Source organism: Acinetobacter terrae (genome assembly GCF_002135195.1).
Taxonomy (GTDB): Bacteria; Pseudomonadota; Gammaproteobacteria; order Pseudomonadales; family Moraxellaceae; genus Acinetobacter; species Acinetobacter terrae.
Genome location: NZ_NEGF01000002.1, coordinates 148,682 through 172,668 on the forward strand (window position 1 = coordinate 148,682; position 23,987 = coordinate 172,668).

Here is a 23,987-nt window from a genome sequence, read left to right on the forward strand (position 1 = left end):
CGGTTAGTACAATTAAAGCACCGCAATAATAAATGAGAAGTGTTTTCATTTGCAACTATTAAATCGTAAGTTTTGATTAGTTTTTTTAATCAATAAAACAAGAAAGGCACACTTTAAGTATGCCTTTCTTTAAAAATCAGTCAATGCTTTTTTATTGGAAGACTACAGTTTTATTGCCATCCACAATAATACGATCTTCAAGATGCCATTTTACCGCACGAGCCAAAACATTTCGTTCAACGTCTTGTCCAAGTTCACGCAGTTGATCGACAGTAAAATCGTGATTTACCCGTTCTACATCTTGTTCAATAATTGGTCCCTGATCGAGATCAGCAGTCACATAATGTGCTGTTGCACCAATCAGTTTCACACCTTTTTCATACGCTTGCTTATAAGGGTTTGCACCGACAAAGGCAGGCAAGAATGAATGGTGAATGTTGATGATTTTCATTTCCCATTTTTTGACAAATTCTTCATCCAGAATTTGCATATAACGTGCAAGAACTAACAAATCGTTGCCTTGCATGATTTCATCAATTTTGGCATAGGCTTCACGTTTGTTTTCTTTATTGACTGGAACCACAACAAAAGGAATACCGAAGTTTTCAACTGACTCGCGTAAATTTTCATGGTTGGACACCACAGTCGTGATTTCACAAGGTAAACCACCACGTGCATGACGCCATAACAACTCAAGCAAGGCATGATCGACTTTAGAGACTAAAATGCCGACTTTCTTGACATCGCTGACCAAAGCCAAACGCCAATTCATGTTATAGCGCTCTGCAACATTGGTCGCAAAAGTTTGGGTCAAATTTTCTTTACGGCTTTGCAAGTTATCCAGTTCAAACTCAACACGCATGAAGTAACGCCCGCCCTGAGCTTCAGTCGCGTATTGATCAAGTGCGGTAATATTTGCTCCTTGATGATACAAAAAGCTCGATACAGCTTGCACGATTCCTGGTTTATCCTCGCAAGTAATCAGTAAACGTGCTGTGTTAGCAGTGGTCATATTCATGTTGGTTTATATCACTAATCAGTTAAATTGAAAAACAAGCCGAGCATTCTAACGCTTTTTTAAGGCTTTCTAAATAGGCTATGTCGCATCGGGATTTTTACTTGAAGATAGGCTCTCAAAAAGCTCTGAAGGACCCAGCGTTTCAAGCAGATGTTCATAGATTTGACGACTTTCACCACGCAAATACGCCCCTTCCAGGAACACCATTTGACGTAATGCCTGCCAGACCCATTTTTCTTCTAAAGTATTTGAGTCGGTAATATGACCCGACATATATAAGAAGTTGGTCCAGTTGGTCAAAACAATCCACAAGTTAATAATCAGGGCCTCAATTTCTGAGTCCGTCATTTGCATCAGGCCTGCATTCACAAAAGCTTTATAAATTTTCTGCCCCTGTTGCATCACCTGACCGGCAAAACGTGGATACATTTTGCGAAAATCATCATTATTTTCAACCAAATGATAAACATCACGATGCAAGAAGCGATAAGCCCAGAGCTGGCTGCTCAGTACTTGGAAATAACGAATTTTATCATTGGCATCGAGCAAGCGATCATCTGGTAATGCAAGCATTTCCAAAGTTTCTTTCTGATACTGCTCCATCAACTCTTTGATAATTTCGTTTTTATTACGAAAATGGTAATACAAATTACCCGGGCTCATACTCAGTTCAGCTGCAATATGATTTGTTGTAACTGAACGCTCACCGCGCTCATTAAATAACTGTAAGCTGAGCTGTAAAATACGTTCTTTGGTTTTCACCGTTTTGGAGTGAGACATCCTAAAGTGACCATTCATTCAATAGGTTAGCTAGCTAACACATAAAGTAACTTGACTATTTAGAGCTTTTACTCTAAAAATTAAATTAATCGCTTTTATTTAATGGTAGCAGGTCATGAATAGTCATACAAAAACAACTTCAATGACACCACATTCTTTCGATATTCCGCACTTGCATGATGTGCTGGAACAGCAAAAACATGCCTATCAACGCCATCCTTTACCAAGTGCAAGGGAACGTATTGATCGTTTAGCACGTTTAAAGCGTATCTTAGTTAAATATCAAGATCAATTTGCCGAAGCAATTAACCAGGACTATGGTAACCGTTCTATTGGCGAAACCAAAATCGGTGAACTGCTCACCTGTCTTGAACAGATTAAATATTATAGCAAGCATTTGACCAATTGGATGAAACCTTCGAAACGCCATGTCGGAATTATTCATCAACCGGCAAAAGCCTGGGTTCAATATCAACCTCTCGGTGTGATCGGAATTATTGCCCCTTGGAACTATCCTTTATTATTGTCGATTGGTCCACTGATTTGTGCAATTGCTGCCGGCAACAATGCCATGATCAAAATTTCCAGCGCATCGAGCAATTTTGGTCGTGCGCTTGAAAAAGCCTTGAGTGAAGCCTTTCCGATCGAATTAGTTGCAGTCATTAATGGTGGCGGTCCTATTTCTGATGCGTTTAGCCATTTAGCCTTTGATAAAATCATTTTCACCGGTTCCACCGAAATTGGTAAAACTGTGATGGCAGCTGCCTCAGAAAACTTGGTGCCGGTAATTTTAGAATTGGGCGGAAAGTCCCCGGTTCTGGTTCACCCATCGATTGATTTACAAGATGTGGCACAACGTCTGGCTGCCGGTAAACTGTGGAATGCAGGTCAGACCTGCGTGGCACCGGACTATATGTTCCTGCCTAAAGGAAAAACGGCCGAATTCATCGAGCAGTTCAGGGCCTGTGTTGAAGAGATGTATCCAAATATTGCATACAATCAGGATTACACCTCGATTATTAATGACAAACAGTACAATCGCCTGCAAGGTTATTTGGAAGATGCCCTTAATCAGGGTGCCAAAATTATCGAAATCAATCCTGAACATGAAGATTTAACTGCAGTTCGAAAAATTGCACCGACTTTATTGACCGGTGTAACCCCTGAAATGCGGATTATGAAAGAAGAAATCTTCGGCCCGATCCTGCCAATCATGGAATATGATCAAATTGACGATGTTATTGACTTTATTAATAGCCGTCCGCGTCCACTTGCTTTATACTATTTCGACTTTGATCAGGCGCGTGCCGACTATGTCGCACAGCATACTCATTCAGGGCATTTCGGGCAAAACACGGTATTGACCCATGTTGCACAAGACGATTTACCATTTGGTGGCGTCGGTGCTTCAGGCATGGGCAAGTATCATGGTCCAGAAGGTTTCTTCAGTTTGTCTCATGAACGGTCGGTGATGTCGAATCCTAAGCTCTATAGCTTAAAATTCATTCTCCCACCATTTAACAAGCCGATTCATAAATTGATTTCGAAGACCCTTCTTCGCTAACTGATCAAGGCATGAGCTATTGCACGTGTTCATGCCGGGTTTTTATTAAATTCGCTTGTCTTTTAAGCGTATTTTTGATATAAAACGCCCCTTGAATGATTTCATCCGTTTACTTTTAATGACTAGCCGCACAATTGGTGCTGTCTAGCAATGGAGTTCACCATGTCTAAGGTTTGCCAAGTTACCGGCAAGCGTCCAGTCGTTGGCAACAACGTCTCGCACGCCAATAACAAAACCAAACGCCGGTTCGAGCCGAACCTGCATCACCACCGTTTCTGGTTAGAAAGCGAAAAACGTTTTGTACGTCTTCGTTTAACCACTAAAGGTATGCGTATTATCGACAAATTGGGTATCGAAAAGGTTGTTACTGACCTACGTGCTCAAGGTCAAAAGATCTAAGGAGTTCGAACCATGCGTGATAAAATTCGTCTAGTTTCTTCAGCTGGTACTGGTTATTTCTATACCACAACTAAGAACAAACGTACTATGCCGGAAAAAATGGAAATCAAAAAATTTGATCCAAAAATCCGTCAACACGTAATCTTCAAAGAAGCTAAAATTAAATAATTTTGCCTTCTTTAAAAAAGCGACCTTCTGGGTCGTTTTTTTTTGCATTTTTTTTATCCGAGTTGATACACTTTAGCTACTTTTTTGGCACCGTTTGTGCTTTTGTATTTTTACCCTTAACTAGGCTTAAGGAGTTTTTAGTGCCTCATGACGTAGATCTCATCATATTATTAGCAGTTGGCTTTGGACTGGCGCTTATTTTTGGCTATATTGCGGCTCGCATACGCCTTCCCCCTCTGATCGGCTATCTCGTTGCCGGTATCATCATTAGTCCGAACACCCCCGGTGTGGTCGGAGATATTCATCTTGCCAACCAACTGGCTGAACTTGGGGTTATGTTCCTCATGTTTGGTGTCGGGATGCACTTTTCCTTAAATGATTTGATGCAGGTACGTCGAATCGCTTTACCAGGTGCTGTTTTACAAATTGCTGTCGCGACCTTACTGGGAATAGGCGTTTCCATGATCTGGGGCTGGAGTTTTGGTTCTGCACTGGTTTTTGGCTTAAGCCTGTCCTGTGCCAGCACTGTAGTATTACTCAAAGCCTTGGGTGACCGCGGTCTACTCAACTCGGTCAACGGTAAAATTGCCGTGGGCTGGTTATTGGTTGAAGACTTGGTCATGGTCTTGGTCCTTGTTCTACTCCCTGCCACCGCAGTCTTACTTGGCGGCACACCAGTTGCTGGTTCCAATGCCGATGCAAATATCTGGATGACCTTAGCGGTTACTTTACTTAAAGTGGCTGGTTTTATTGCCTTTATGCTGATCATTGGTAAACGTCTCGTACCCTGGATTATGCAGGTTGTGGCACGCCTGGGATCTCGCGAACTGTTTACCTTGACCGTTGTTGCCGCTGCGATATCGATTGCTTTTGGTGCTTATAAAGTCTTTGGCGTATCAATGGCGCTGGGTGCATTCTTCGCAGGGATGGTGGTTAAAGAATCTGATTTCAGTCACCGTGCAGAAGAAGAAACCTTACCGCTGCGTGAAATTTTCTCGATCTTATTCTTTGTTTCCGTTGGCATGCTGTTCGACCCACGCATTTTGATTGAGCAACCCTTCCATGTGCTTGCTGTGGTTGGCATCATCATGATTGGCAAGACCATTGCCGCAATGGCTTTGGTTTTATTCTTCCGATATCCAATTAATACTGCGTTAACCGTTGGTGCAAGCCTTGCGCAAATTGGCGAGTTTTCTTTTATTCTGGCGACTTTGGGCCTCTCACTCAATTTACTTTCCATAGAAGGGCAAAACCTGATTTTAGCGGGTGCATTGATTTCCATCACCCTGAATTCATTTGTGTTCTCTGCAATTGAACCTGTACAAAACTGGATTCGTGAACGTTCGCATTTGGCGCGTTTATTGGAACGTAGTGGTGACCCGCTTTCTATGCTGCCTGATGAAGTATCTCAAGAATATCTTCGTGATCAGGTGGTGATTGTCGGTCATGGTGAAGTCGGTCGTCGCATTGCTAAAACATTAATGGCACAGGACATTAAAGTGGTGATTGCGGAAGAAAACCGCGAAATTGTAGAAAGTTTACGTGGAAAAGGCATTGCTGCAGTTTCTGGTCATGCCACTGAACCGAGCGTGTTAATTCAAGCACATATTCAACATGCACGACTTTTGGTTCTATCCCCGATGGATATTTTGGATATTCACAAAATTGTGGATATTGCCAAAACACTGAATCCACAAATTCAGGTTTTAGTCTGTGCAGAAAGTAAAGAAGAAGCTGAAGTGATTCGTCGTGATGGTATTGGTGAAGTCTATTTTGCCAAAGAGGAAATGGCGAAAAATATGACCAATCATATTCTCAATCAAATCCAGATTGCACATCAGCAAGACCCCACACATTAATCTTGTATCGTAAAAAAACGCACTCATGAGTGCGTTTTTTTATTTGGGAGAGATCAGCTCAAATACTTAGGTTGATCATCCACAATCTCTGCCTGCCATTCATTGACCTGCTTTTCCATCATGGCAAACAAAGCAGCTTGCACCATATGTTGTGCAATCTCAGGCATTTGATCACCCAGTAATGACTTCACTTCATCATTAAACTGAATTTTAACCAAGGGTTCTTTTTGAGAGCCTGCATTTCGCAATGCCAACTCACCACCTTCAAGTTGAACCAATTCTAAAATAGCTTCTTGATTACCAAATAATTCTTTCAATTGTTCTATAGACATAGTTCCTCCATGTTCAACATGGTGGCAAAGGCAGTTGCACTTTGCATTACGTAGACTACTTATATAAGGCCGATAGCAAAAACTTCAAGAGCAGAAAAAAAGATTAAAACTCAACCATCTCGTTACGAAAGCCATCAATCAGCTGGGTTAAATCACGATGCCATTCACGTAAAATTTTTGTATCCGGCAACCATGCTTGAGGCGTTTGCGTCACTTTAATAATCAGGTTAGATGATGTTTCATGTTCTGGTTCTGGTGCACTTGGCTCAGGTGCATACTGGCACATGCGATACGCACGCTTTAATTCAGCAATAAAACCTTGTTTTGATAATTGCTGCATCACGGTGACTTCAGGAGATACTTGTCCCTTTTCCGCCATGTTGTGTTCAATTGACTTGAGTGTCGGCATAAAGTCATTTAAACGATAGTAACGAACCAGTTCCTGTAGAAATGCCAAGACTGCACCATGTAAATGGAATACGGCAGCTTCACGATGTGCCTGTGCCTGTTGAATATTGTCAGTTTGCTCAGCTAGTTGGCATGAAAGACGTGCAAAGTACAGTTTTTGATTGGTACGGTCAGCATGGAAGCGAGCAACACGGGACATAGCGATATTCCTAAATTTTGGCGTTTGTTACAGACTTAAGATTAAACTTTATTTTGATCAATTCACAATAAAAATTATGCATGATCCATTTCAATTCAATAGATTTTACGTTTTGCAGCAACTTCAATCTTGTTCTCGATCAGATTTCTCAAATCTTGATTCCCTGAGAAATATACATTCTATTGGGGCCAATCATAGATAGGGCCTGAAAATTCCGTTTCATTTTTATTTATAAAAAAAGGAGCTTTCGCTCCTTTAATTATTTGTTTTCAGTTTTACTTTCAGCTTCAGGCTTATCTTCAGCCTGTTTTACACGAATACCATGTCCGTGCAAACGAAGGGTATTTAAGCCTTTAATTGCTTTGATCGCCTCACGCGCATGCGGCATTTCAACAAAAGCAAAACCTTTCGATTTACCTGTAGTCGTATCAAGTACCAACTTGCATGATTCAACTGTGCCAAAGTCTTGAAATAGCTTCAATAATTCAGCTTCTGTAACTGTACGTTCTAAACTACGAACTAAAATTTTCATCTTACAACCTTAAAATAGGCAAAATCATCAAAAAGCACTCGCCTACTCGACTTTTTGAACTTCGCAATAAAAAACAAAATAACGCAATTGTTATAGTTTAATCGAGATCAATGCCAAAATCTAAATTAATCGACTGTCGTTCAATTAAAGCGCTTTTCACGGTTTGCTGGCGTTGTTTGTAATGGGTTTCGCTAATACACAAATTACGGGTTAATTCATTTAGAAAATAACTTTCAATCTTGCGACCCTGATCATCGACCTGATCACGCGCCCATAAATTCAGATTCTGCTTGGTTAAAATCAATTCATTTTTGGCACGGGTTAAGGCCACATAGAGCACACGGCGTTCTTCCTCGACTTCATCGAAATTACCCTGCGCACGTGCATGTGGATATTGTCCTGCCGAGACATTCGCCACATAACAGACTTTCTGTTCCGTGCCTTTAGCAGAATGGATAGTGATCAGAGTGACCACATCATCCTGCGACTGACGTTCAATTTCACTGATCGACACTGGATCGAGCACGTATTCTTCCAAAAACTCACTCAGTTGATCATGCTTGGCAGCCAATTGTTTGACCAGATCAAAATCACCTAAGCGTTTCGACCAGTCCTTTTTGGCATAGTTTTCTTCCAGCTGCTCTTTTAATGCTTCAATGCCCAGTGATACACAAGCCTGCACTTGATCTTTCAACACCAGCATTTGCTTCATGATCAGCAAAGTATTGTCGGGAATACGACCAAATTTTTCTAATTTTTCAAAAATGCGATCCGTCTCGGGCTCAAGTAATAATTGTTGAGCCAGTTTACTTGCTCCGACATCACCCACGCCATTCCACAGCGTCAGGAAACGCATCCAGGCAATATCATCCAATGGATTAGCAATCACACGCAGCAGACTAAGCAAGTCTTTTACGTGCGCAGTTTCGAGCAACTTCATACCACCAATAAAACGGTAAGGCACATTGGCCTGAATAAATGCCGCTTCAATATGACGTGCAGCAAAACTGGAACGCACCAGCACCATATGTTCATGCCATGCTGCACCTTCCAGTAAATGCCGTTCTTTAATGTCGATGGCAATCCATTTCGCTTCATCAAATTCATTCGGGAAAATATGCATGCGTGGTTTAACCCCATCACCACGATAAGCCTCTAAATGTTTGTCATATTTAATCGGACTTTGATCGAGTAACCAGTTGGATAAATCCAGAATTTCTTGTGTAGAACGATAGTTTTTTTCCAGTTTAAAAATCTGTGCATTGGGTACACGCTCTTTAAAATGGTGAATATTTTCAAAGTCTGCACCACGAAAACCGTAAATAGATTGCGCATCATCACCGACACAGAACAGACTGGTTTTATCTTTCAGCGGTTCAAGCAATGCCCATTGCAGAGGATTGGTATCCTGCATTTCATCCACCAGCATGTGCTGACAGATAGAGGAAACGTAATCCACCAAGCCTTCCGATTGTGCGAGTGCTGAAGCAACGACGGCCAATATATCGTCATAATCTAGAAAACTACGTGCCTGTTTTCGGGCTTCGTACTCTTTCATGATTTCAGCGATCTGATCTTTATATTCCAGAAATTCCGGCATTTGCTTTTCTAGAGCCAGACTTAATTTTTGCCGCGTATTTCGGGCAAAAGAATAGAGATCACATAACTCTTTCGGCTTGGGCAGTGCATTGGGATTTTTCTTATCATCTTTGCCACGAATCAGGCGGAACATCATCAACTGATCATCACGATCAATAATCGAGAATTGTTCCAAGCCAAAAGCTTTAGGAATACGGCGCAGTAAATACATACAAAAGGTATGAAAAGTCGATGCTCGAAGCCCTTTGGCTTGTTCACCTAAAGCGAGTTCTACACGAGAGACAATTTCACTGGCGGAACGACGGGTAAAGGTCAGAATCTGGATTTGATTGGCTGGCACACCTTGATCAATCAGATAAGCTGCACGCGCCACGATAGTTTTGGTTTTGCCACAGCCTGCGCCTGCAAGTACCAAACTGTGTTTAGATTCGGTGGTTGCGGCTTGCTTTTGTTGAGGGTTTAATTCATCAATGAGGGTGGCTAAACTCATAATCTCTAATCTACTTGGGGATAGAGATAGTTTAGCAGATAGCCCTTTATAATTATGATTTTTCAGTTTGTGGCAAACGAATCCTATTTTTCATTAATGCCAAACAATAATCCTAGTTTATTAATTTTCATTTCTCTAACTTCAATTTGAAAATCCATCAAAATTTGTTCACTTAAAATATTTTCTTTCGTATTTCCGCTTATATTAGCAACTAATTTTCCATAGTGATTTCGGGTGAGCAAACCTGCTGCTCTTTGCCCCATAGTTAAAAATTCAGATGATGCTAACCAAATTCGATTTAACTGATCTTCTTCATGTCCTTGAATATATTTACCATCGTCATAATGGATGCTTCTCAATACTTTAAGAATCTCTCTTCGGCTCTCTTCAAAAGCTGAGTACTTCGCAGATACAACTCCCGTATATAATCCAGAAATAACTCCGCCAATTACGCCTGTAACCAAACTTAAAATAATATTTATTAAGATGCTATCCACTTAATTCCCTTTTGTTATTTTAGATAGAAATAATACACGACAAATATTCTCACACGTCCTTTCTAAATTCTTCTCCCCATTTTCTAATGCCGTTGGCAAATCACAAATGCCATCAACAATTCCAAAAATTGCCGTAAACCCTTCATCATAAAGTTCTTCTATATCTTCCCCAATATAGCCTGCACAGGCAATCACAGGTTTATTCAATCGCTTTGCTACTTGCGCCACACCAAACGGGGTTTTACCAAATTTGGTTTGAAAATCGATGCCGCCTTCGCCAGTAAATACATAGTCGGCTTGGGTAATTTTCTCTGCCAATTGGGTCTGTTCAATGACAAGCTCTACACCTGAACGAATGCTTGCACCGGCAAATGCCATCAAGCCAAAACCCAAGCCACCAGCCGCGCCTGCACCCGCGATATCTTTTGCATCTATATTTAATTGTTGAGCAACCAGTTCTGCAAATTGCGCAAGGTTCTGATCAAGCTGTTGCACCATTTCAGGCGTTGCACCTTTTTGTGGACCAAACACATGCGAAGCCCCATTGATTCCAGTCAAAGGATTATTCACGTCACTGGCAATCATGATTTCAACTTGCTTTAAACGTGGATCCAAACCTGAAATATCAATCGTTCGAATTTGATCGAGTTGCCCACCCCCTACTGCAACTTCAGTGCGGTGTGCATCTAAAAATTTTGCTCCCAATGCCTGAGCCATACCTGCACCGGCATCATTGTTAATACTTCCACCCAAGCCTATAATGATTTTAGACACCCCTAAATTCAGTGCAGCTTTAATCATCTCACCTGTACCGAAAGTCGTAGTCAGTAAGGGATTTCGCTGGGAAGGTTCGAGCAAATGAATACCATTGGCTTTTGCCATTTCAATCACAGCGGTTTGACCGTCGTCAATTAAGCCAAAATAGGTTTTTACTTTTTGAGTGGATAAAGGTCCTGTGACTTCACAATCAACCCTCTGTCCATTTAAGCAAGAAACCAAAGCATCGACCGTTCCCTCACCACCATCGGCCATGGGCACATGAATAAACTGTGCCTCTGCAAAGACTTTCTGGATGCCACGTTGCATCGCCTGACAAGCCTGTTCAGCAGTCATGCTTTCTTTGAAAGAATCTGGAGCGAGGACAAAAGTTTTAGGCATGATGTTCAAAAGTGAAATAAATAGATCTTTTATACAATAAAAAAAGAGCGCATATAGCGCTCTTTGGTCGAATTGGGTTTAAACATCGGCAGAGCTTTTTGGCACTTCATGTTTGATATAAGAAGCTAAAGTGAGATAGTTAATGCCCTGAAATAAAATATCTACTGCAAGGAATAGACCCAGCACCCAGAACGGTGCATCGGGTGACATCAAAATAACAATCCCTGTCACCAAGGTAAGAATGCCAGAAAATAATACCCATCCCCAACCTTGATAGGCTTTAAAAACAAAGGCGCTCAAGATACGAATGATACCAGCAACGATCAATACAATCGCCAACAGATTGGTCAATACAATTGCAGTTTTTACCGGGGTAGTAAAAGCATAATATCCAGCTACAAGATACAGCACACCGAACAATGCCCACAACCAACGATAGCCCCCCTCAAAGATTTTAAATGCTGCAATGAAGTGTAGAACGCCACCGATCATCATCAGCACACCAAACAGAAAAACGACTGAAAGCGTGGCAAAAGGTAGAGCCGCCAGTAACACAACTCCGAATAGGATAAGCAGAATGCCTAGACCTAAGTACCACTTTCGATTTTCATGCAGCTGATGTCTAACTAAATCATTTCCTACTGTTTTCATGTTTCTTCTCAAGTCTTTTGTTTAGGAACAGGTTTATTTTTCAATATTTTAAAACAGATGTCTGTTATGAATATGCGACATTTTTATCCACATCAGTAAGTTGAGCTGTGGATAAATTAAGCGTTATCCACAAGATTATTTTTTCCAGCCCAATTCAATCGCGGTAATTTCATTAATTAATGTCTGTTGCAAAGTATCAGGCATCTTACTTTTATCGAGTGATACAGGAATATGTCCCGCCATCAACTCACATTTGGCTTGAGGAAATAAAGGCTTTTGATTGGGGTACGCATAACCTATTGGATACAGGGGTTGCCCGGTCGCCAAGTCGTATTTATCCGTCGCACCAAAAGCATGAAGTAATTCATGTACCAGCACAATTTTGTTTTGTTCAGACTGTTTTTTAGAGGCAAATAAATTGACCGAACCAATCCGCCCTTTTTGCAAGGCGGTTGAATGCTTTAATTCTTTAGTTTGTGCAGGATCATAATAATTTAAAAACAAAGTCACACTGGGTGAGCCATCTTTGCTTTCATGCTGTTTCCATGCATAAAAACGGAACTTTAAACTCCATAAAATGGTATACAGCATGCTTGCATGCTCAGGTACTTTAGGTGGAAGTTGTTTGAGTTCTCGCCCCATTTGGAAATATATAGAAATTGGTTGTCCACGATATTCAGACGACATCTGTTTCAGGTAGTCTTGTGCAGCAGTTAATTCAGATAAGTTAAGGGTCTGAATATAGTTTTGGGTAGCAACCTGCCCATCTGCATTGATGGGATGCAGCATGACAATAATAGGTTTGGACCAGTCTTGGTTCTGGTCACGATAAGCATTGACTGCCACGATGAATAAAATAATGAGTAAACACAGTACCCGAATTTTTTTCCACATAGATTTTTTGCTACCTTATGCCAAAGTTTTACCTAATTTAATCTTATTTCCACTAAATTCGACCCATCCACCATTAATTGAAAAAATAGCTTTTTCTATAGATTCAAAACCATAAGGTTCAATATTCAACTCTGGTTCTAAATTTTTAATATTCTCCACAACGGTATTTATGTTGACCCAGTTATTTTCATTAGAGGCTACTTTTAATGCTTCCTGAGCTAGTTTAATAATTACTTTAAATGTTCTTTTTCTTACTAATAACTGACTTTTAACTTCCTTAATTTCAAATAATTCTAAAGAGCGAATTAAACCTGAAAACTTTGCGCGACCATAAGCTCTTGAATCAAAATCTGGTTTAACAACACTAATATATTGGTTAACTGTTAATAAATTTGCCCACCCGTGTTCATCTGCTTTGTCTCGAATCGTTTTCAAAATCAGTGTTAGGACATCTTTATCAATACTTATTTGTCCTTGAGTAACTTTTTCATTAGTACTTTCTTTTAAATCTATAGTCTCACCCACAACCAAATTCTTAACATCAATAAATTTATCGCATGCACTTACAAATGAAATTGGTGTCGTACTTTTGCCAAAGCCATGTACAAATAAACCCTTCTCGCGAATTTTCAATGCCAAAGGTGTAAAATCACTATCACTTGAAATAATACAGAAACCTTGAAATGTTCCCGTATAAAGAAGCTCCATAGCATCAATCACCATTGCAATATCAGTAGCATTTTTTGAAACTGTATATGCATATTGTTGAACTGGTGTCATACCGTATTTTAAAGCAATGTCGTACCAACCTTTTAAAGCTGGATTACTCCAATCACCATAAATTCTTTTAACACTAGCAATTCCATATTTAGCCACTTCTTCTAAAATTGAAGACACACTAGAAATGGATGCGTTATCAGCATCTATTAACACTGCTAATTTTTTTGATTGAATTTCCACTATCACCCCAAATCAATATTTTTAAGTTCTTATATAAATCATTCTGACATAAAAAATGCCGACTTTCGTCAGCATTTTTTCACTTCTTAAAAATTACGCTTCAACCCATTTCCCATCTTGGAAAACAAGGCTCCACTTGGTTTGCTTGCCTTCAGCATTTTCAGAACCAATATACTGCGCTTGGTTCTTACGGCTGAATTTCACCAATGCTGGATTACCTTCAGGATCTGCATCTGGAGCTTGCAAAATAAACTGATATTTCGGATCAAGCTGTTCAGCTACCGAACGGAGTTCGGCGACTTTCGGTGCACGTGTTTCACGAACTTTCGGGAATTTACTTGCTGCCAAGAATAAGCCGGCTGCACCATCACGAAGGACAAAGAAGTCATCGTGTTTGGTTGAACGTAAATGTTCCATTTTAATTGGATCGACACGTGGAGGCGCAGGTTGACCGCTCTTCAATACTTTACGGGTATTGTCACAGCTGGTGCAGGCAAAGTACGGTCCAAAACGACCCGTCTTGAGCTGCATTTCACCATCACATTTGTCACATGGAATGGTTGGACCATCGTAACCTTTAATTTTGAACTCGCCTTCTTCAAGTTCAAAACCGGCACAGTCCGGATTATTACCACAGACATGCAATTTACGACCACCATCAATCACATAACTGTCCATTGCCGTTTCACAAATCGGGCAACGTTTTTTCGACATTAAGTCGGCAGTTTCTGCTGCATCATCATCAGACAAGGCTGCAAGTGACTCAACCGGAGTCAGGTTCAAGGTACCTTTACAACGCTCTTTTGGCGGCAAGTTGTAGCCTGAACATCCTAAGAATACACCCGTTGTACCGGTACGAATCTGCATTGGACGTGAGCATTCAGGACAATGGACCGCTTCAACTTCAATAGGTTGATTACGACGCATGCCGTTTTCGCCCTGTGCTGTGGTTAAACGTTTTTTAAAGTCACCGTAGAAATTATTCAGTAACTCTTTCCAGTTGCGCTCGCCCATGGCTACTTTATCGAGCTGACCTTCAAGATCAGCGGTAAAAGCGTAATTCATCAAGTTATTGAAGTTTTCATCGAGACGATCGGTCACGATTTCACCCATCTTCTCGGCAAAGAGACGACGGTTATCCAACTTCACATAACCACGATCCTGAATGGTTGAAATAATTGCCGCATAGGTTGATGGACGACCAATGCCTTTTTTCTCTAATTCTTTAACCAGTGACGCTTCGGTAAAACGTGCAGGTGGTTTAGTGAAGTGTTGAGATGGATCAAGCTTCTCAAGTTTAAGCACTTCGCCCACTTTAACTGCAGGCAGCAAAATATCGTCATCTGCCTTGTTTGCAGCGCGCACTTTGGTGAAACCATCAAATACCAAGGTACGACCTTTAGCTTTCAGCTCAACACCATTAGCATCAACCAGAATCGTTGAAGATAGGTATTCTGCCGGTGTCATTTGACACGCGACAAACTGACGCCAAATCAAGTCATATAAACGTTGTGCATCACGATCGACACCGACCAGCTGATCACCTTTTAAAGCCACATTGGATGGACGAATCGCTTCATGGGCTTCTTGCGCACCGGCTTTGTTGCCATAACGATTTGGCTTGGCAGGAAGATATTTCTCGCCAAATTCCAATTCGATATGATTACGTACCATATTGACCGCATCATCACTTAAGAAAGTTGAGTCAGTACGCATATAGGTAATAAAACCTGCTTCATACAGACGCTGCGCCATCGTCATGGTTTTCTTTACAGAGAAACCTAAACGTGTGCTTGCTGCCTGTTGCAGGGTCGAGGTGATATAAGGTGCGCTTGGATTAACCTTGGTCGGTTTATCTTCACGCGTGGTAACTTTATATTCAGCATTGTTCAGAATTTTTAATAAAGCATCCGTTTGGGCTTTATTTTGCAGTTTTAAGGTTTTACCACCTTGTTTGACTGCTTCTAACCGAATGTCATCGCTTGATGATTTGGTATCTGCAAACACTTGCCAGTATTCTTCAGGAATAAAAGCGCGAATCTCACGTTCACGTTCTACCACCAATTTTACTGCAACCGATTGCACACGACCTGCCGATAAACCGCGGGCAATTTTTTCCCACAATAATGGCGAAATCATAAAGCCTACCACGCGGTCTAAGAAACGGCGTGCTTGCTGGGCATTTACTTTGTCGATATCTAAACGTGAGGGATGCTTAAAGGCTTCCTGAATCGCATTTTTGGTAATTTCGTTAAAGACCACACGTTGATAACGTGAATCATCTCCACCGATCACTTCTTTTAAATGCCAGGCAATCGCTTCCCCTTCACGGTCCATATCCGTTGCGAGGTAGATTTCATCGACTTGTGATGCCAGTTTTTTCAGTTCAGCAACGACATGCTCTTTACCCGGAAGCACTTCATAGTGAGCCTTCCAATCGTGTTCAGGGTCGACGCCCATCCGATTAACCAAAGCCGTTTGTGCTTTTTCAGTTTTTTGCTCATCGGTGAGTTTGGCACGTGATACAGGTTTTTTTTCTGTACTTTTAGAACCACCGGTCGGTAAGTCACGGACATGACCAACGGATGATTTCACAATGTAATCCGAGCCGAGGTATTTATTGATTGTTTTCGCTTTTGCAGGCGACTCCACAATCACTAAGGCACGCTTTTTCGCAGCACTCGGTGATTTTGCTGTGGTGCTTTTGGATGTAGACCGAGGAGCGTTCGCCATAGTTAACCGTTAATCCTGTGTGTTTCGTTTATAAATTAAAGTTCAGCCAAAGACTGTAAATAGGTTTTGATGTCATCTAACTGTGTTGCTCGAAGGTCAGATTCTTCATCCCAATAGAGTCCTACACAGTTTGCCTGCATATCAATAGCATAAATGCCCTTTAATGCAATGGGCAAATCGTTAAACTTATCATCACCCTGCACAAGTTTTAGCTTTTGATCTTCAACACGCGCACGCATTAAAGGCAGACGTGCATCTGGAATAAGTACGCTGTAATAGGCCACCATACTGGCACGCTTTTCAGAAGCCATTGGAATTTTTGTCCAATCGGGAGCTGCGACTAAACGTGGGTGCAGTGCCATCTTGCGTGCTTTCTCACGCATCATGCCTAATGCTTTTTCTCGCGGACTGACGCGAAGACCCAAAATCGAGCCCAAAACAAATAGAATGATGAAGCCAATGACCCAAATACCGGTATTTTCCATAGTACAACCTTGTCTATTCCTTTATTAGAGTTGCATAAGCTGAATATAAAACGCAAGTTACAACGATGAAATTAATTCAAGAACATCTCGTGACTATACAGCACTTCACTGCCATTCCAGTAGATATATCCCTTTTCAATCAACTCCTTAAGTAATAATCTAACATCCGATTTTGGGAACATTTGCTCCAGTAAATCACGCAAGGCATAAATATCTTTCGGCTTGTCCGACTTTAATTCGCGCAATTTACGCGCAACAATGACCTGAACCGGATCAATTTTAGAGAAGTTTTTAAATAAATCTTTTTGCGCATGATGAATGGTATTTGAATGCTCCAGTTCTTCATCTGAGGAAGATTCTGTTTGTAGTTGAGCAAAAATCGGGGAAATATTGTGTGCTGTTTCTGAAGGTGTTGCTTGCTCTAAATCAAGTTCCGTCCATTGTTTTAATAGTTTTTTACGGAAATTAATTTGCTCATCATAACATTTCACAATTTTTAGATTAATCAGTAAAGCAATCAGCTGCTGCGCCTGGTCACTTTCAACTTGCAAAATATTACTGATCGAGTTTTTGAGCTTCTCAATCGAGTTCGGTTTGCCCTTCATTTTAGCCAAGGCATCACAATATTTTTTGATTAATAGTAAATCTGGTTTTTGCTTAATCGTTTTGACACTTGGGATTTTATATTTTGAATTTAAACAAGATTTTTCAGCCTGAATTTGAATCAAGTGACAGTTCATGTCTGAGGATTGCATCATCTCAAGCAGGATTTCACTGCTTGGCATGGCAGAAATGACTTCAATCGTCGTGTCAGGTTCTAACAATGCAATCAGTTGCCCGACTACAACCGCATATTCAAATTCTTTATGATCGACCTCAGCAGTTTCTAAGATGACCACTTGTCCACTACTCACCCAACCTGAAAATTCGGTTAAATCTTCAAGTGAGTATTCAAACTTTCCTTGGCAGTTAAATAGGTAAATTACAGCGTAGTGTTGAATGATGTCACGCAACAATTGTGCGTTAGGCATATTCTTTTCAAGATCAAGAAGAACGACTTTGTTGGACATAATCTCAATAGACAAGTAAGCAAACTTTGAGCCCGCATTAGAGCGAGCCTGAATGAAAAGGTCAAATCAATTCAGCAAAAAGACCCGTGAACATTGAATCAATAATGCGGTGGGCGATTGGTCATTGGATCAAAAGCGGCAATTCCATCGGATAAATCGGAAGACTCAATGCGTTGATACAAAAACTGCATTTGTTTTTTCAAATCAGCTATTTCGGCATGTTGCAGAGACACCTGTTCATTTAATTGTTCAACTAAATCATCTAAAAATGTAATTCGCACTTGCAAATCTTCTATGGGTGCGGAAAATGACGCCTGATCATTAAGATTTTTTTGTTTAGTCATTTTAAGTCCTCATTTTGGATTTCAGGAAACAGTATGGCCTATATTACGTTAAGGGATGTCCAACTCGCGTTTGGCGGACCTTCCCTGCTCGACGGCGCGAACTTCAATTTGGAACGCGGTGAACGAGTTTGTTTGATTGGCCGTAACGGTGAAGGTAAGTCTACTTTACTTAAACTCATTGAGGGAAGTTTACTACCGGATCGCGGTGAAGTTTCTATACAAAATGGCATCACCATTTCCATGCTTGCTCAAGATGTACCCATGGATTCTGGTAAAGTCGCTGACATCGTTGCCGACGGTGCAGGTGAAGCGGCTACTGTACTCAGAGCCTATCACGAAGCCAGTGATGCTTGTGTACTCGGCGATATGGAAGCATGCGACCGCATGGGTAACCTGCAGCACAAACTCGATCAGGTCGATGGTTGGGCTTTGGAAACCAAAGTAAATTCTATTTTAAGCAAAATGGGTTTAGACCCTGATGCCGATTTAGCCGATTTATCCGGTGGTCGTAAACGTCGTGTCCTATTAGCACGTGCGCTACTCACCCAACCCGATGTACTTTTACTCGACGAACCAACCAACCACTTGGACGTTGAAAGTATTGAATGGTTAGAAAAATTCTTGCTTGATCAAAATAATTTAACCTTATTATTTATTTCGCATGACCGTTCATTTGTTGACAGCATTGCAACGCGTATTGTCGAACTCGATCGTGGTACTTTGCGCAGCTATGAAGGTAACTACACACGTTACCTTGATCTTAAAGCACAACAAATGGAAGCTGAAGAAAAGCAAAATGCTTTATTCGATAAACGTTTGGCTGAAGAAGAAGTCTGGATTCGCCAGGGCATTAAAGCCCGCCGTACCCGTAACGAAGGTCGTGTACGTGCGCTGAAAGATTTACGTGAAGAATCTAAAGCACGTCGCTCGCAACAAGGCAAAGTGAGCATGGCAACGCAAGACACCAACCGCTCGGGTAAATTGGTGTTCGATATCGAACATTTAAGTGTTGCTTTTGGCGATCAAGAACCAATCATCAAAGATTTCTCTGCATTGGTACTTCGTGGCGACCGTATTGGCTTGGTCGGTGACAATGGTGTTGGTAAAACAACACTGATCAAAGCCATTTTAGGTGAGCTTGAGCATGGCGGCACAGTAAAAACCGGTACCCAGCTGGAAGTGGCCTATTTCGACCAACTGCGTAATGCACTGGATCTGGAAAAATCGGTTAAAGACAACATTTCTGAAGGTTCGGACTTTGTCGATGTCAATGGTGGTCGTCGTCATATCTACAGTTATCTTCAAGATTTCCTGTTCTCGCCTGAACGTGCGCGTACTCCGGTAAAAGCCTTGTCTGGTGGTGAACGTAACCGTATTCTATTGGCGAAACTACTCCTTAAACCATCGAATTTAATTGTGATGGATGAGCCAACCAATGACTTGGATATGGTGACGCTTGAGCTATTAGAAGAAATGCTCGGTGGCTATACCGGTACATTGCTTTTGATCTCGCATGACCGTGCATTCATGGATAATGTCGTAACATCGACTTGGGTGTTTGATGGTAAAGGTCATATTGATGAATACATCGGTGGTTATCAGGACTATCTAGAACAACGCCCTGATCAAACTGCTGTAGGTCTGAAAAGCGATGCCAAGAAAGCCGTCGCTAAAGCGGAAGCAGCTGCGCCGAAAAAAGTAAAGTTGAGCTATAAAGATCAGCGTGCTTTAGAGCAATTGCCGGTTGAAATTGAAGCGTTAGAGAAAGAACAAGCAGAGCTAAATGAGCAGCTTGCAGATGGCTCTTTATTTGTTAAAGATGCCGATGCAGCCGCTCAAGCATCACAACGTTTAGCTGAAATTGACGAGCTATTGCTTGAAAAATTAGAACGTTGGGATGAATTAGAAAACCTGACCCAAGGCAACTAATTTAGCCGCATCATCGAAGCACCTGTAAAGTATTTTGCAGGTGCTTTTTTATTTAGAAAATAACTTCATGTTAAACTGCAGATAACTTTTGGTATAAACGGTCATTATGAGTAAAAAGCCAGACTACAAACCGGGTGAGTTTCAATGGTCTTTCCTTCTTCCTAAATATTGGGGCATTTGGATTGGAATCATATTTTTAATGATTCTGGCAATTTTACCGTGGGCCATTCAGTATCGTTTAGCCACTTTTTTAGGCAATATTGCATTCAATCAGCTCAAATCGCGTCGTGAAACAGCAATTCGGAATTTAGAGCTCTGTTTTCCAGAATGGACAACCGAACAAGTTCAGGAAAATACCCGACAAGTTTTTGTCGATCAAATGATTGGGATTTTTGAAACTTTAAATGCGTGGTATTGCCCGCAGTGGTTTAAAGGTCGTGTCAGTATTGAAGGTCTGGAACATCTCCAAAAAGCACAAGCTGAGGGCAAAGGCGTTTTACTGTTAGGCACGCATTCAACATTATTGGATGCCGGCGGTTATTTATGTGCTCAATATTTTGAGCCTGATGTGGTCTATCGTCCGCAGAATAATCCACTTCTGGATATGCTGATCTACCGCTGCCGGGCCACCATTTACGCCAATCAAATTGACCATGATGATATGCGTGGTCTAATTCGTCATTTAAAAAATGGGCGTGCGATTTGGTACAGTCCCGACCAAGACTATGGCCTAAAACAAGGCGTGATGGCGCCCTTTTTTGGTGTGCCTGCTGCAACAGTCACTGCACATCGTCGGTTAATAAAGATGACCAAAGCCGCCGCGATTCCGCTATATTTCTATCGTGATGGCGATATTGCCAATCCTCAATACAAAGTCTTAATTGAAGCACCGGTAGAAAATCTACCGAGCGAAGATGAAGTCGATGATGCCACTCGCGTCAACAAGATCATTGAAAATCAGCTGCGTATTGCACCGACTCAATATATGTGGTTTCACCGTCGCTTTAAAACTCGCCCTGAAGGCTATGACAAGATTTATTAATCAATCCCACCCTTTAAAATAATGAAGATAACACCTATGAAAATTATGCAGCTTCTTCCTGAATTAAACAGTGGTGGTGTTGAACGTGGCACACTGGAAATTGCACGTGCGCTTGTTGCAGACGGTCACGAATCTTTGGTGGTTTCAAATGGTGGACGTCTGGTTGCCCAACTTGAAGCGGAAGGTTCACAACATCTCACTTTAGCGATTCATAAAAAATCTTTATCCAGTCTTTGGCAAATACGACCTTTGCGCAAGCTAATTGAGCAACATCAACCCGATATCGTGCATGTTCGTTCGCGTGTGCCTGCATGGCTGACTCATTTTGCATTAAAAGGCATTCCGGCACATAAACGCCCACATCTCATTTCAACGGTGCACGGCTTTTATTCTACTAATCGTTATAGTGCCATCATGACGCAAGCGGAAACAGTGATTGCCGTTTCTGACAGTGTGGTGAAATACATTACCGAGCATTATAAAAACTGTCCGCCTGAAAATATTGTGCGCATTTATCGCGGGATTTCACCGCAAGAGTTTCCTCACGGCTATCAACCTTCTGCACAATGGGTCAATCAAACTTTTAAAGATTTCCCTCAACTGGAAAATAAGTTTTTAGTCTGCCTTCCCGGGCGTATTACCCGTTTAAAAGGACATGAAACTTTAATTGAATTAATGGAGCAACTGCAAAACCAGTATCCAAACCTACATGCTGTGGTGGTGGGTGGAGCGGATCCCAAAAAAGCAGCTTACTTAAAAGAAATGCAGGACAATATTCAAAGCAAAGGTTTAAGCGACAAAATCACCTTTGTTGGTCATCGTTCCGATATTCGTGAGTGGCTGGCTTTTAGTGATGTGGTGCTTTCTCTTTCAAATCAGGCGGAAACTTTTGGTCGTACGGCATTAGAAGCATTATCGGTGGGAACACCCGTGATTGGCTGGAATCGTGGCGGTGTGGCAGAGATTTTATCCAATGTTTATCCGCAAGGTTTAATTGAGGTAAATGATCAATCTGCACTATTAAATGCCGTAAAGCATCATATTGATCAGCCCCAAGCAGTTGAGCCAGTCACGATGTTTAGCTTAAAAGAGATGTGTGATCAGACCATTCATTTATATAAACAGGTTTTAAGCTTAGATTAAATTTGTTTAGCCCAGTCTGTGGATGATGTCTTCGTGACATACAAAAATAGGTTGGGCATAAAAAGATAGACTTAAATGAATCATCTAAAAATGATCAATGTTCTGTTCCTGTATAGATTCACATAGACTCAGTCTGTCCTACTGGAACAAAACCTATTGATTCGTAAATTTCTATGGCTTGATGTTCAGCAACTAAATTTTTTTGATGAAAATCATTATATTTTAATAACATTGCTTCCATCATTAATCGACCAACACCTATTTTAAGTTATTGAAACTTTGATAAATACATAGCTGAATTTTATTTTTAGGATCTTCTATAAAAGCATAACCCGAGTTCTGCATCCTGCAAAACTCGGGTATATAAGGTTGTGCTTTTCAGATCATATTTTTATTATATTCGTGCTATCCATTGCTGCATCATATCCATGATGACTCACCATCAGCCCAACATCGTCTTCCATAATGGGATTTTCCGTTCCCAACTCCTTGGCTGATGAGTCTAGATTAAACAGAAATGAAAAAAAGAACTATTCGCAATTAACCTAAATCAATGTAAGCCATTTCGTACACTTTTCCTTTAATTGCTTTGAGCTACTTTCGGGCCATTTTTATAGTCCTGTGCAATTTCATCAGTCACTAATTTTTCTTCTTTTTCTGCTTTTTCAATGCCTTCCTGAATAGCTTCTTGTGCTTCCTGTTCATCTGCATCAGTTTGTTCTAACTCGTCTTGGACTCGCTCAAAAACACGACCGGTTTGTAGCACGACATACACAGGAAAATGATCTGAGCCAATATGAGGTAAACGTTTCATATGCACCAAGGCAAAATCGGTACTATGAAATATATGATCTAGTGACCAGCGTAACAATGGATAATCTGCATGAAAAGTATTGATATAATGCCGTCCTACACGCGGATCAAGCAGCCCACTAATCCGCTGAAATAATCGTGTGGTTCTTGACCATGCCACGTCATTCAAATCCCCCATCACAATACAGCTTTCATCCAAACCTTTAATTTGATCTCCGACAATTAAAAGTTCTGCATCACGGAGTGTCGAGTCTTTGGCTTCGGTTGGGCTGGGCGGTTTAGGGTGCAAGCAATAGAGTTGTACAGGTTGGCCTGAAGGTAAAATCACCGTGGTATGAATGGAAGGAATTTCATCACTTAAAATGAATTTGACTTCGGTATCTTTCAACTCAAGACGGCTATACAGATGCATGCCATACAAATTATCCAACGGTACCGGCACACGATATGGATAATCTTTTTCAATCACTGAAAGTGCATTTTGCCAAGTTTGATCTGATTCTAATGTGAGGATCAAATCAGGTTGATGTTTTTGAATCTGTTCAATCAACAAGTGGTATTTATCATTTGTAGTCAATACATTGCAAACAATCAAAGAGATTTGCTTATCTGGATTGAGCTGATTCTTGCGAACTTTTTTGACCTGCTTTTTCCAGATAAAAGTATAAGGCAGCACCATTTTAAGTTGATAAGCCAGTGCAGCAATCAAAGCAATAAAGATAATTTGACGCCATAGATCCCACGGCTGATCCCAGACCAATAACAGCACAAAAGCAATCAGTCCCAAAACTAAAATTTGCAACCGTGGAAAATCAGCACCTCGAATCCACCATTCATCTCGTGGAATCAATGACCAAAATGTCAGCCATATGACAAAAACTGAAATTAACTCCACCCAAATCATAAGCATCTACTCTTTT

23 protein-coding genes and 1 pseudogene are annotated in these 23,987 nt (G+C 41.0%); 7 read left to right on the plus strand and 17 right to left on the minus strand.

The window, feature by feature from the left end:
• Positions 1-151: 151 nt before the first annotated feature.
• The gene (gene purU, locus B9T23_RS03075) at positions 152-1,018 is read right to left on the minus strand and encodes a formyltetrahydrofolate deformylase (RefSeq protein ID WP_086192952.1); all 867 of its coding nucleotides are present in this window, start codon (positions 1,016-1,018) and stop codon (positions 152-154) included.
• Positions 1,019-1,096: 78 nt separating this feature from the next.
• On the minus strand, positions 1,097-1,798 hold the full coding sequence (locus tag B9T23_RS03080) for a TetR/AcrR family transcriptional regulator (RefSeq protein ID WP_086192953.1): 702 nt from the start codon (positions 1,796-1,798) through the stop codon (positions 1,097-1,099).
• Between the two features lie 115 nt (positions 1,799-1,913).
• On the opposite strand from B9T23_RS03080, the gene B9T23_RS03085 reads away from it, so the two are divergent.
• The 4 genes from B9T23_RS03085 (at position 1,914) to B9T23_RS03100 (ending at position 5,788) form a co-directional block, all read left to right on the plus strand.
• Positions 1,914-3,362, plus strand: a complete 1,449-nt coding sequence (locus tag B9T23_RS03085; protein WP_086192954.1) for a coniferyl aldehyde dehydrogenase — start codon at positions 1,914-1,916, stop codon at positions 3,360-3,362.
• A 162-nt stretch (positions 3,363-3,524) separates the two neighbouring features.
• Positions 3,525-3,761, plus strand: coding sequence for a 50S ribosomal protein L28 (gene rpmB, locus B9T23_RS03090; protein ID WP_010325866.1), 237 nt, complete (start codon positions 3,525-3,527; stop codon positions 3,759-3,761).
• A gap of 12 nt (positions 3,762-3,773) precedes the next feature.
• A complete protein-coding gene (rpmG, locus tag B9T23_RS03095; RefSeq protein WP_001205031.1) occupies positions 3,774-3,929 on the plus strand; it encodes a 50S ribosomal protein L33 in 156 nt (51 codons plus the stop codon).
• 140 nt (positions 3,930-4,069) lie between these two features.
• Positions 4,070-5,788 (plus strand): cation:proton antiporter, encoded by a 1,719-nt coding sequence (locus tag B9T23_RS03100; RefSeq protein ID WP_067722072.1) that lies wholly within the window; start codon positions 4,070-4,072, stop codon positions 5,786-5,788.
• 53 nt (positions 5,789-5,841) lie between these two features.
• On the opposite strand, the gene B9T23_RS03105 is transcribed toward B9T23_RS03100, so the two are convergent.
• The 13 genes and pseudogenes from B9T23_RS03105 to B9T23_RS03165 all read right to left on the minus strand — a co-directional run bounded on the left by B9T23_RS03105 (position 5,842) and on the right by B9T23_RS03165 (position 18,140).
• Positions 5,842-6,120, minus strand: coding sequence for a hypothetical protein (locus B9T23_RS03105; RefSeq protein WP_067722074.1), 279 nt, complete (start codon positions 6,118-6,120; stop codon positions 5,842-5,844).
• 103 nt (positions 6,121-6,223) lie between these two features.
• Positions 6,224-6,727, minus strand: coding sequence for a DUF6586 family protein (locus B9T23_RS03110; protein WP_086192955.1), 504 nt, complete (start codon positions 6,725-6,727; stop codon positions 6,224-6,226).
• Positions 6,728-6,986: 259 nt separating this feature from the next.
• The gene (locus B9T23_RS03115) at positions 6,987-7,259 is read right to left on the minus strand and encodes an RNA recognition motif domain-containing protein (RefSeq protein WP_067722078.1); all 273 of its coding nucleotides are present in this window, start codon (positions 7,257-7,259) and stop codon (positions 6,987-6,989) included.
• Between the two features lie 97 nt (positions 7,260-7,356).
• Complete coding sequence (locus B9T23_RS03120) at positions 7,357-9,348, minus strand: ATP-dependent helicase (protein ID WP_086192956.1); 1,992 nt, start codon at positions 9,346-9,348, stop codon at positions 7,357-7,359.
• A gap of 83 nt (positions 9,349-9,431) precedes the next feature.
• Entirely contained in the window at positions 9,432-9,845 is a 414-nt protein-coding gene (locus B9T23_RS03125) for a hypothetical protein (protein WP_086192957.1), read from the minus strand.
• Entirely contained in the window at positions 9,846-11,003 is a 1,158-nt protein-coding gene (locus B9T23_RS03130) for a glycerate kinase family protein (protein ID WP_086192958.1), read from the minus strand.
• A 78-nt stretch (positions 11,004-11,081) separates the two neighbouring features.
• Complete coding sequence (locus B9T23_RS03135) at positions 11,082-11,654, minus strand: HdeD family acid-resistance protein (RefSeq protein WP_086192959.1); 573 nt, start codon at positions 11,652-11,654, stop codon at positions 11,082-11,084.
• Between the two features lie 135 nt (positions 11,655-11,789).
• Positions 11,790-12,548, minus strand: coding sequence for a hypothetical protein (locus tag B9T23_RS03140; protein ID WP_086192960.1), 759 nt, complete (start codon positions 12,546-12,548; stop codon positions 11,790-11,792).
• A 246-nt stretch (positions 12,549-12,794) separates the two neighbouring features.
• Positions 12,795-13,508, minus strand: a pseudogene (locus B9T23_RS03145) (NYN domain-containing protein); the annotation flags it as partial.
• 93 nt (positions 13,509-13,601) lie between these two features.
• A complete protein-coding gene (gene topA, locus B9T23_RS03150; protein WP_086192962.1) occupies positions 13,602-16,241 on the minus strand; it encodes a type I DNA topoisomerase in 2,640 nt (879 codons plus the stop codon).
• A gap of 35 nt (positions 16,242-16,276) precedes the next feature.
• Positions 16,277-16,726 (minus strand): ammonium transporter, encoded by a 450-nt coding sequence (locus B9T23_RS03155; protein ID WP_067722090.1) that lies wholly within the window; start codon positions 16,724-16,726, stop codon positions 16,277-16,279.
• A gap of 71 nt (positions 16,727-16,797) precedes the next feature.
• Positions 16,798-17,796, minus strand: a complete 999-nt coding sequence (locus tag B9T23_RS03160; protein WP_086192963.1) for a hypothetical protein — start codon at positions 17,794-17,796, stop codon at positions 16,798-16,800.
• A gap of 98 nt (positions 17,797-17,894) precedes the next feature.
• On the minus strand, positions 17,895-18,140 hold the full coding sequence (locus B9T23_RS03165; protein WP_067722094.1) for a SlyX family protein: 246 nt from the start codon (positions 18,138-18,140) through the stop codon (positions 17,895-17,897).
• Between the two features lie 33 nt (positions 18,141-18,173).
• Between B9T23_RS03165 and B9T23_RS03170 the strand changes: the two genes are divergently transcribed.
• From B9T23_RS03170 to B9T23_RS03180, 3 genes are all read left to right on the plus strand, one after another.
• On the plus strand, positions 18,174-20,069 hold the full coding sequence (locus B9T23_RS03170) for an ATP-binding cassette domain-containing protein (RefSeq protein ID WP_086192964.1): 1,896 nt from the start codon (positions 18,174-18,176) through the stop codon (positions 20,067-20,069).
• Positions 20,070-20,175: 106 nt separating this feature from the next.
• Positions 20,176-21,111, plus strand: coding sequence for an LpxL/LpxP family Kdo(2)-lipid IV(A) lauroyl/palmitoleoyl acyltransferase (gene lpxL / locus B9T23_RS03175; protein ID WP_086192965.1), 936 nt, complete (start codon positions 20,176-20,178; stop codon positions 21,109-21,111).
• A 36-nt stretch (positions 21,112-21,147) separates the two neighbouring features.
• A complete protein-coding gene (locus tag B9T23_RS03180; RefSeq protein ID WP_086192966.1) occupies positions 21,148-22,254 on the plus strand; it encodes a glycosyltransferase family 4 protein in 1,107 nt (368 codons plus the stop codon).
• A 118-nt stretch (positions 22,255-22,372) separates the two neighbouring features.
• On the opposite strand, the gene B9T23_RS17130 is transcribed toward B9T23_RS03180, so the two are convergent.
• Both B9T23_RS17130 and B9T23_RS03185 read right to left on the minus strand, forming a co-directional pair.
• Entirely contained in the window at positions 22,373-22,498 is a 126-nt protein-coding gene (locus B9T23_RS17130; RefSeq protein WP_265733064.1) for a hypothetical protein, read from the minus strand.
• Positions 22,499-22,834: 336 nt separating this feature from the next.
• On the minus strand, positions 22,835-23,971 hold the full coding sequence (locus B9T23_RS03185) for an endonuclease/exonuclease/phosphatase family protein (RefSeq protein ID WP_086192967.1): 1,137 nt from the start codon (positions 23,969-23,971) through the stop codon (positions 22,835-22,837).
• Positions 23,972-23,987 lie beyond the last annotated feature (16 nt).

Coding starts and splice junctions, on each gene's coding strand:
- B9T23_RS03135 (WP_086192959.1), bottom strand. CDS start 11,654: ATGAAAACAGTAGGAAATGATTTAGTTAGACATCAGCTGCATGAAAAT.
- B9T23_RS03165 (WP_067722094.1), bottom strand. CDS start 18,140: ATGACTAAACAAAAAAATCTTAATGATCAGGCGTCATTTTCCGCACCC.
- B9T23_RS17130 (WP_265733064.1), bottom strand. CDS start 22,498: ATGATGGAAGCAATGTTATTAAAATATAATGATTTTCATCAAAAAAAT.
- B9T23_RS03140 (WP_086192960.1), bottom strand. CDS start 12,548: ATGTGGAAAAAAATTCGGGTACTGTGTTTACTCATTATTTTATTCATC.
- B9T23_RS03185 (WP_086192967.1), bottom strand. CDS start 23,971: ATGATTTGGGTGGAGTTAATTTCAGTTTTTGTCATATGGCTGACATTT.
- rpmB (WP_010325866.1), top strand. CDS start 3,525: ATGTCTAAGGTTTGCCAAGTTACCGGCAAGCGTCCAGTCGTTGGCAAC.
- B9T23_RS03180 (WP_086192966.1), top strand. CDS start 21,148: ATGAAAATTATGCAGCTTCTTCCTGAATTAAACAGTGGTGGTGTTGAA.
- B9T23_RS03115 (WP_067722078.1), bottom strand. CDS start 7,259: ATGAAAATTTTAGTTCGTAGTTTAGAACGTACAGTTACAGAAGCTGAA.
- topA (WP_086192962.1), bottom strand. CDS start 16,241: ATGGCGAACGCTCCTCGGTCTACATCCAAAAGCACCACAGCAAAATCA.
- B9T23_RS03110 (WP_086192955.1), bottom strand. CDS start 6,727: ATGTCCCGTGTTGCTCGCTTCCATGCTGACCGTACCAATCAAAAACTG.
- B9T23_RS03080 (WP_086192953.1), bottom strand. CDS start 1,798: ATGTCTCACTCCAAAACGGTGAAAACCAAAGAACGTATTTTACAGCTC.
- B9T23_RS03120 (WP_086192956.1), bottom strand. CDS start 9,348: ATGAGTTTAGCCACCCTCATTGATGAATTAAACCCTCAACAAAAGCAA.
- purU (WP_086192952.1), bottom strand. CDS start 1,018: ATGAATATGACCACTGCTAACACAGCACGTTTACTGATTACTTGCGAG.
- B9T23_RS03085 (WP_086192954.1), top strand. CDS start 1,914: ATGAATAGTCATACAAAAACAACTTCAATGACACCACATTCTTTCGAT.
- B9T23_RS03160 (WP_086192963.1), bottom strand. CDS start 17,796: ATGTCCAACAAAGTCGTTCTTCTTGATCTTGAAAAGAATATGCCTAAC.
- lpxL (WP_086192965.1), top strand. CDS start 20,176: ATGAGTAAAAAGCCAGACTACAAACCGGGTGAGTTTCAATGGTCTTTC.
- B9T23_RS03155 (WP_067722090.1), bottom strand. CDS start 16,726: ATGGAAAATACCGGTATTTGGGTCATTGGCTTCATCATTCTATTTGTT.
- B9T23_RS03130 (WP_086192958.1), bottom strand. CDS start 11,003: ATGCCTAAAACTTTTGTCCTCGCTCCAGATTCTTTCAAAGAAAGCATG.
- B9T23_RS03170 (WP_086192964.1), top strand. CDS start 18,174: ATGGCCTATATTACGTTAAGGGATGTCCAACTCGCGTTTGGCGGACCT.
- B9T23_RS03105 (WP_067722074.1), bottom strand. CDS start 6,120: ATGTCTATAGAACAATTGAAAGAATTATTTGGTAATCAAGAAGCTATT.
- rpmG (WP_001205031.1), top strand. CDS start 3,774: ATGCGTGATAAAATTCGTCTAGTTTCTTCAGCTGGTACTGGTTATTTC.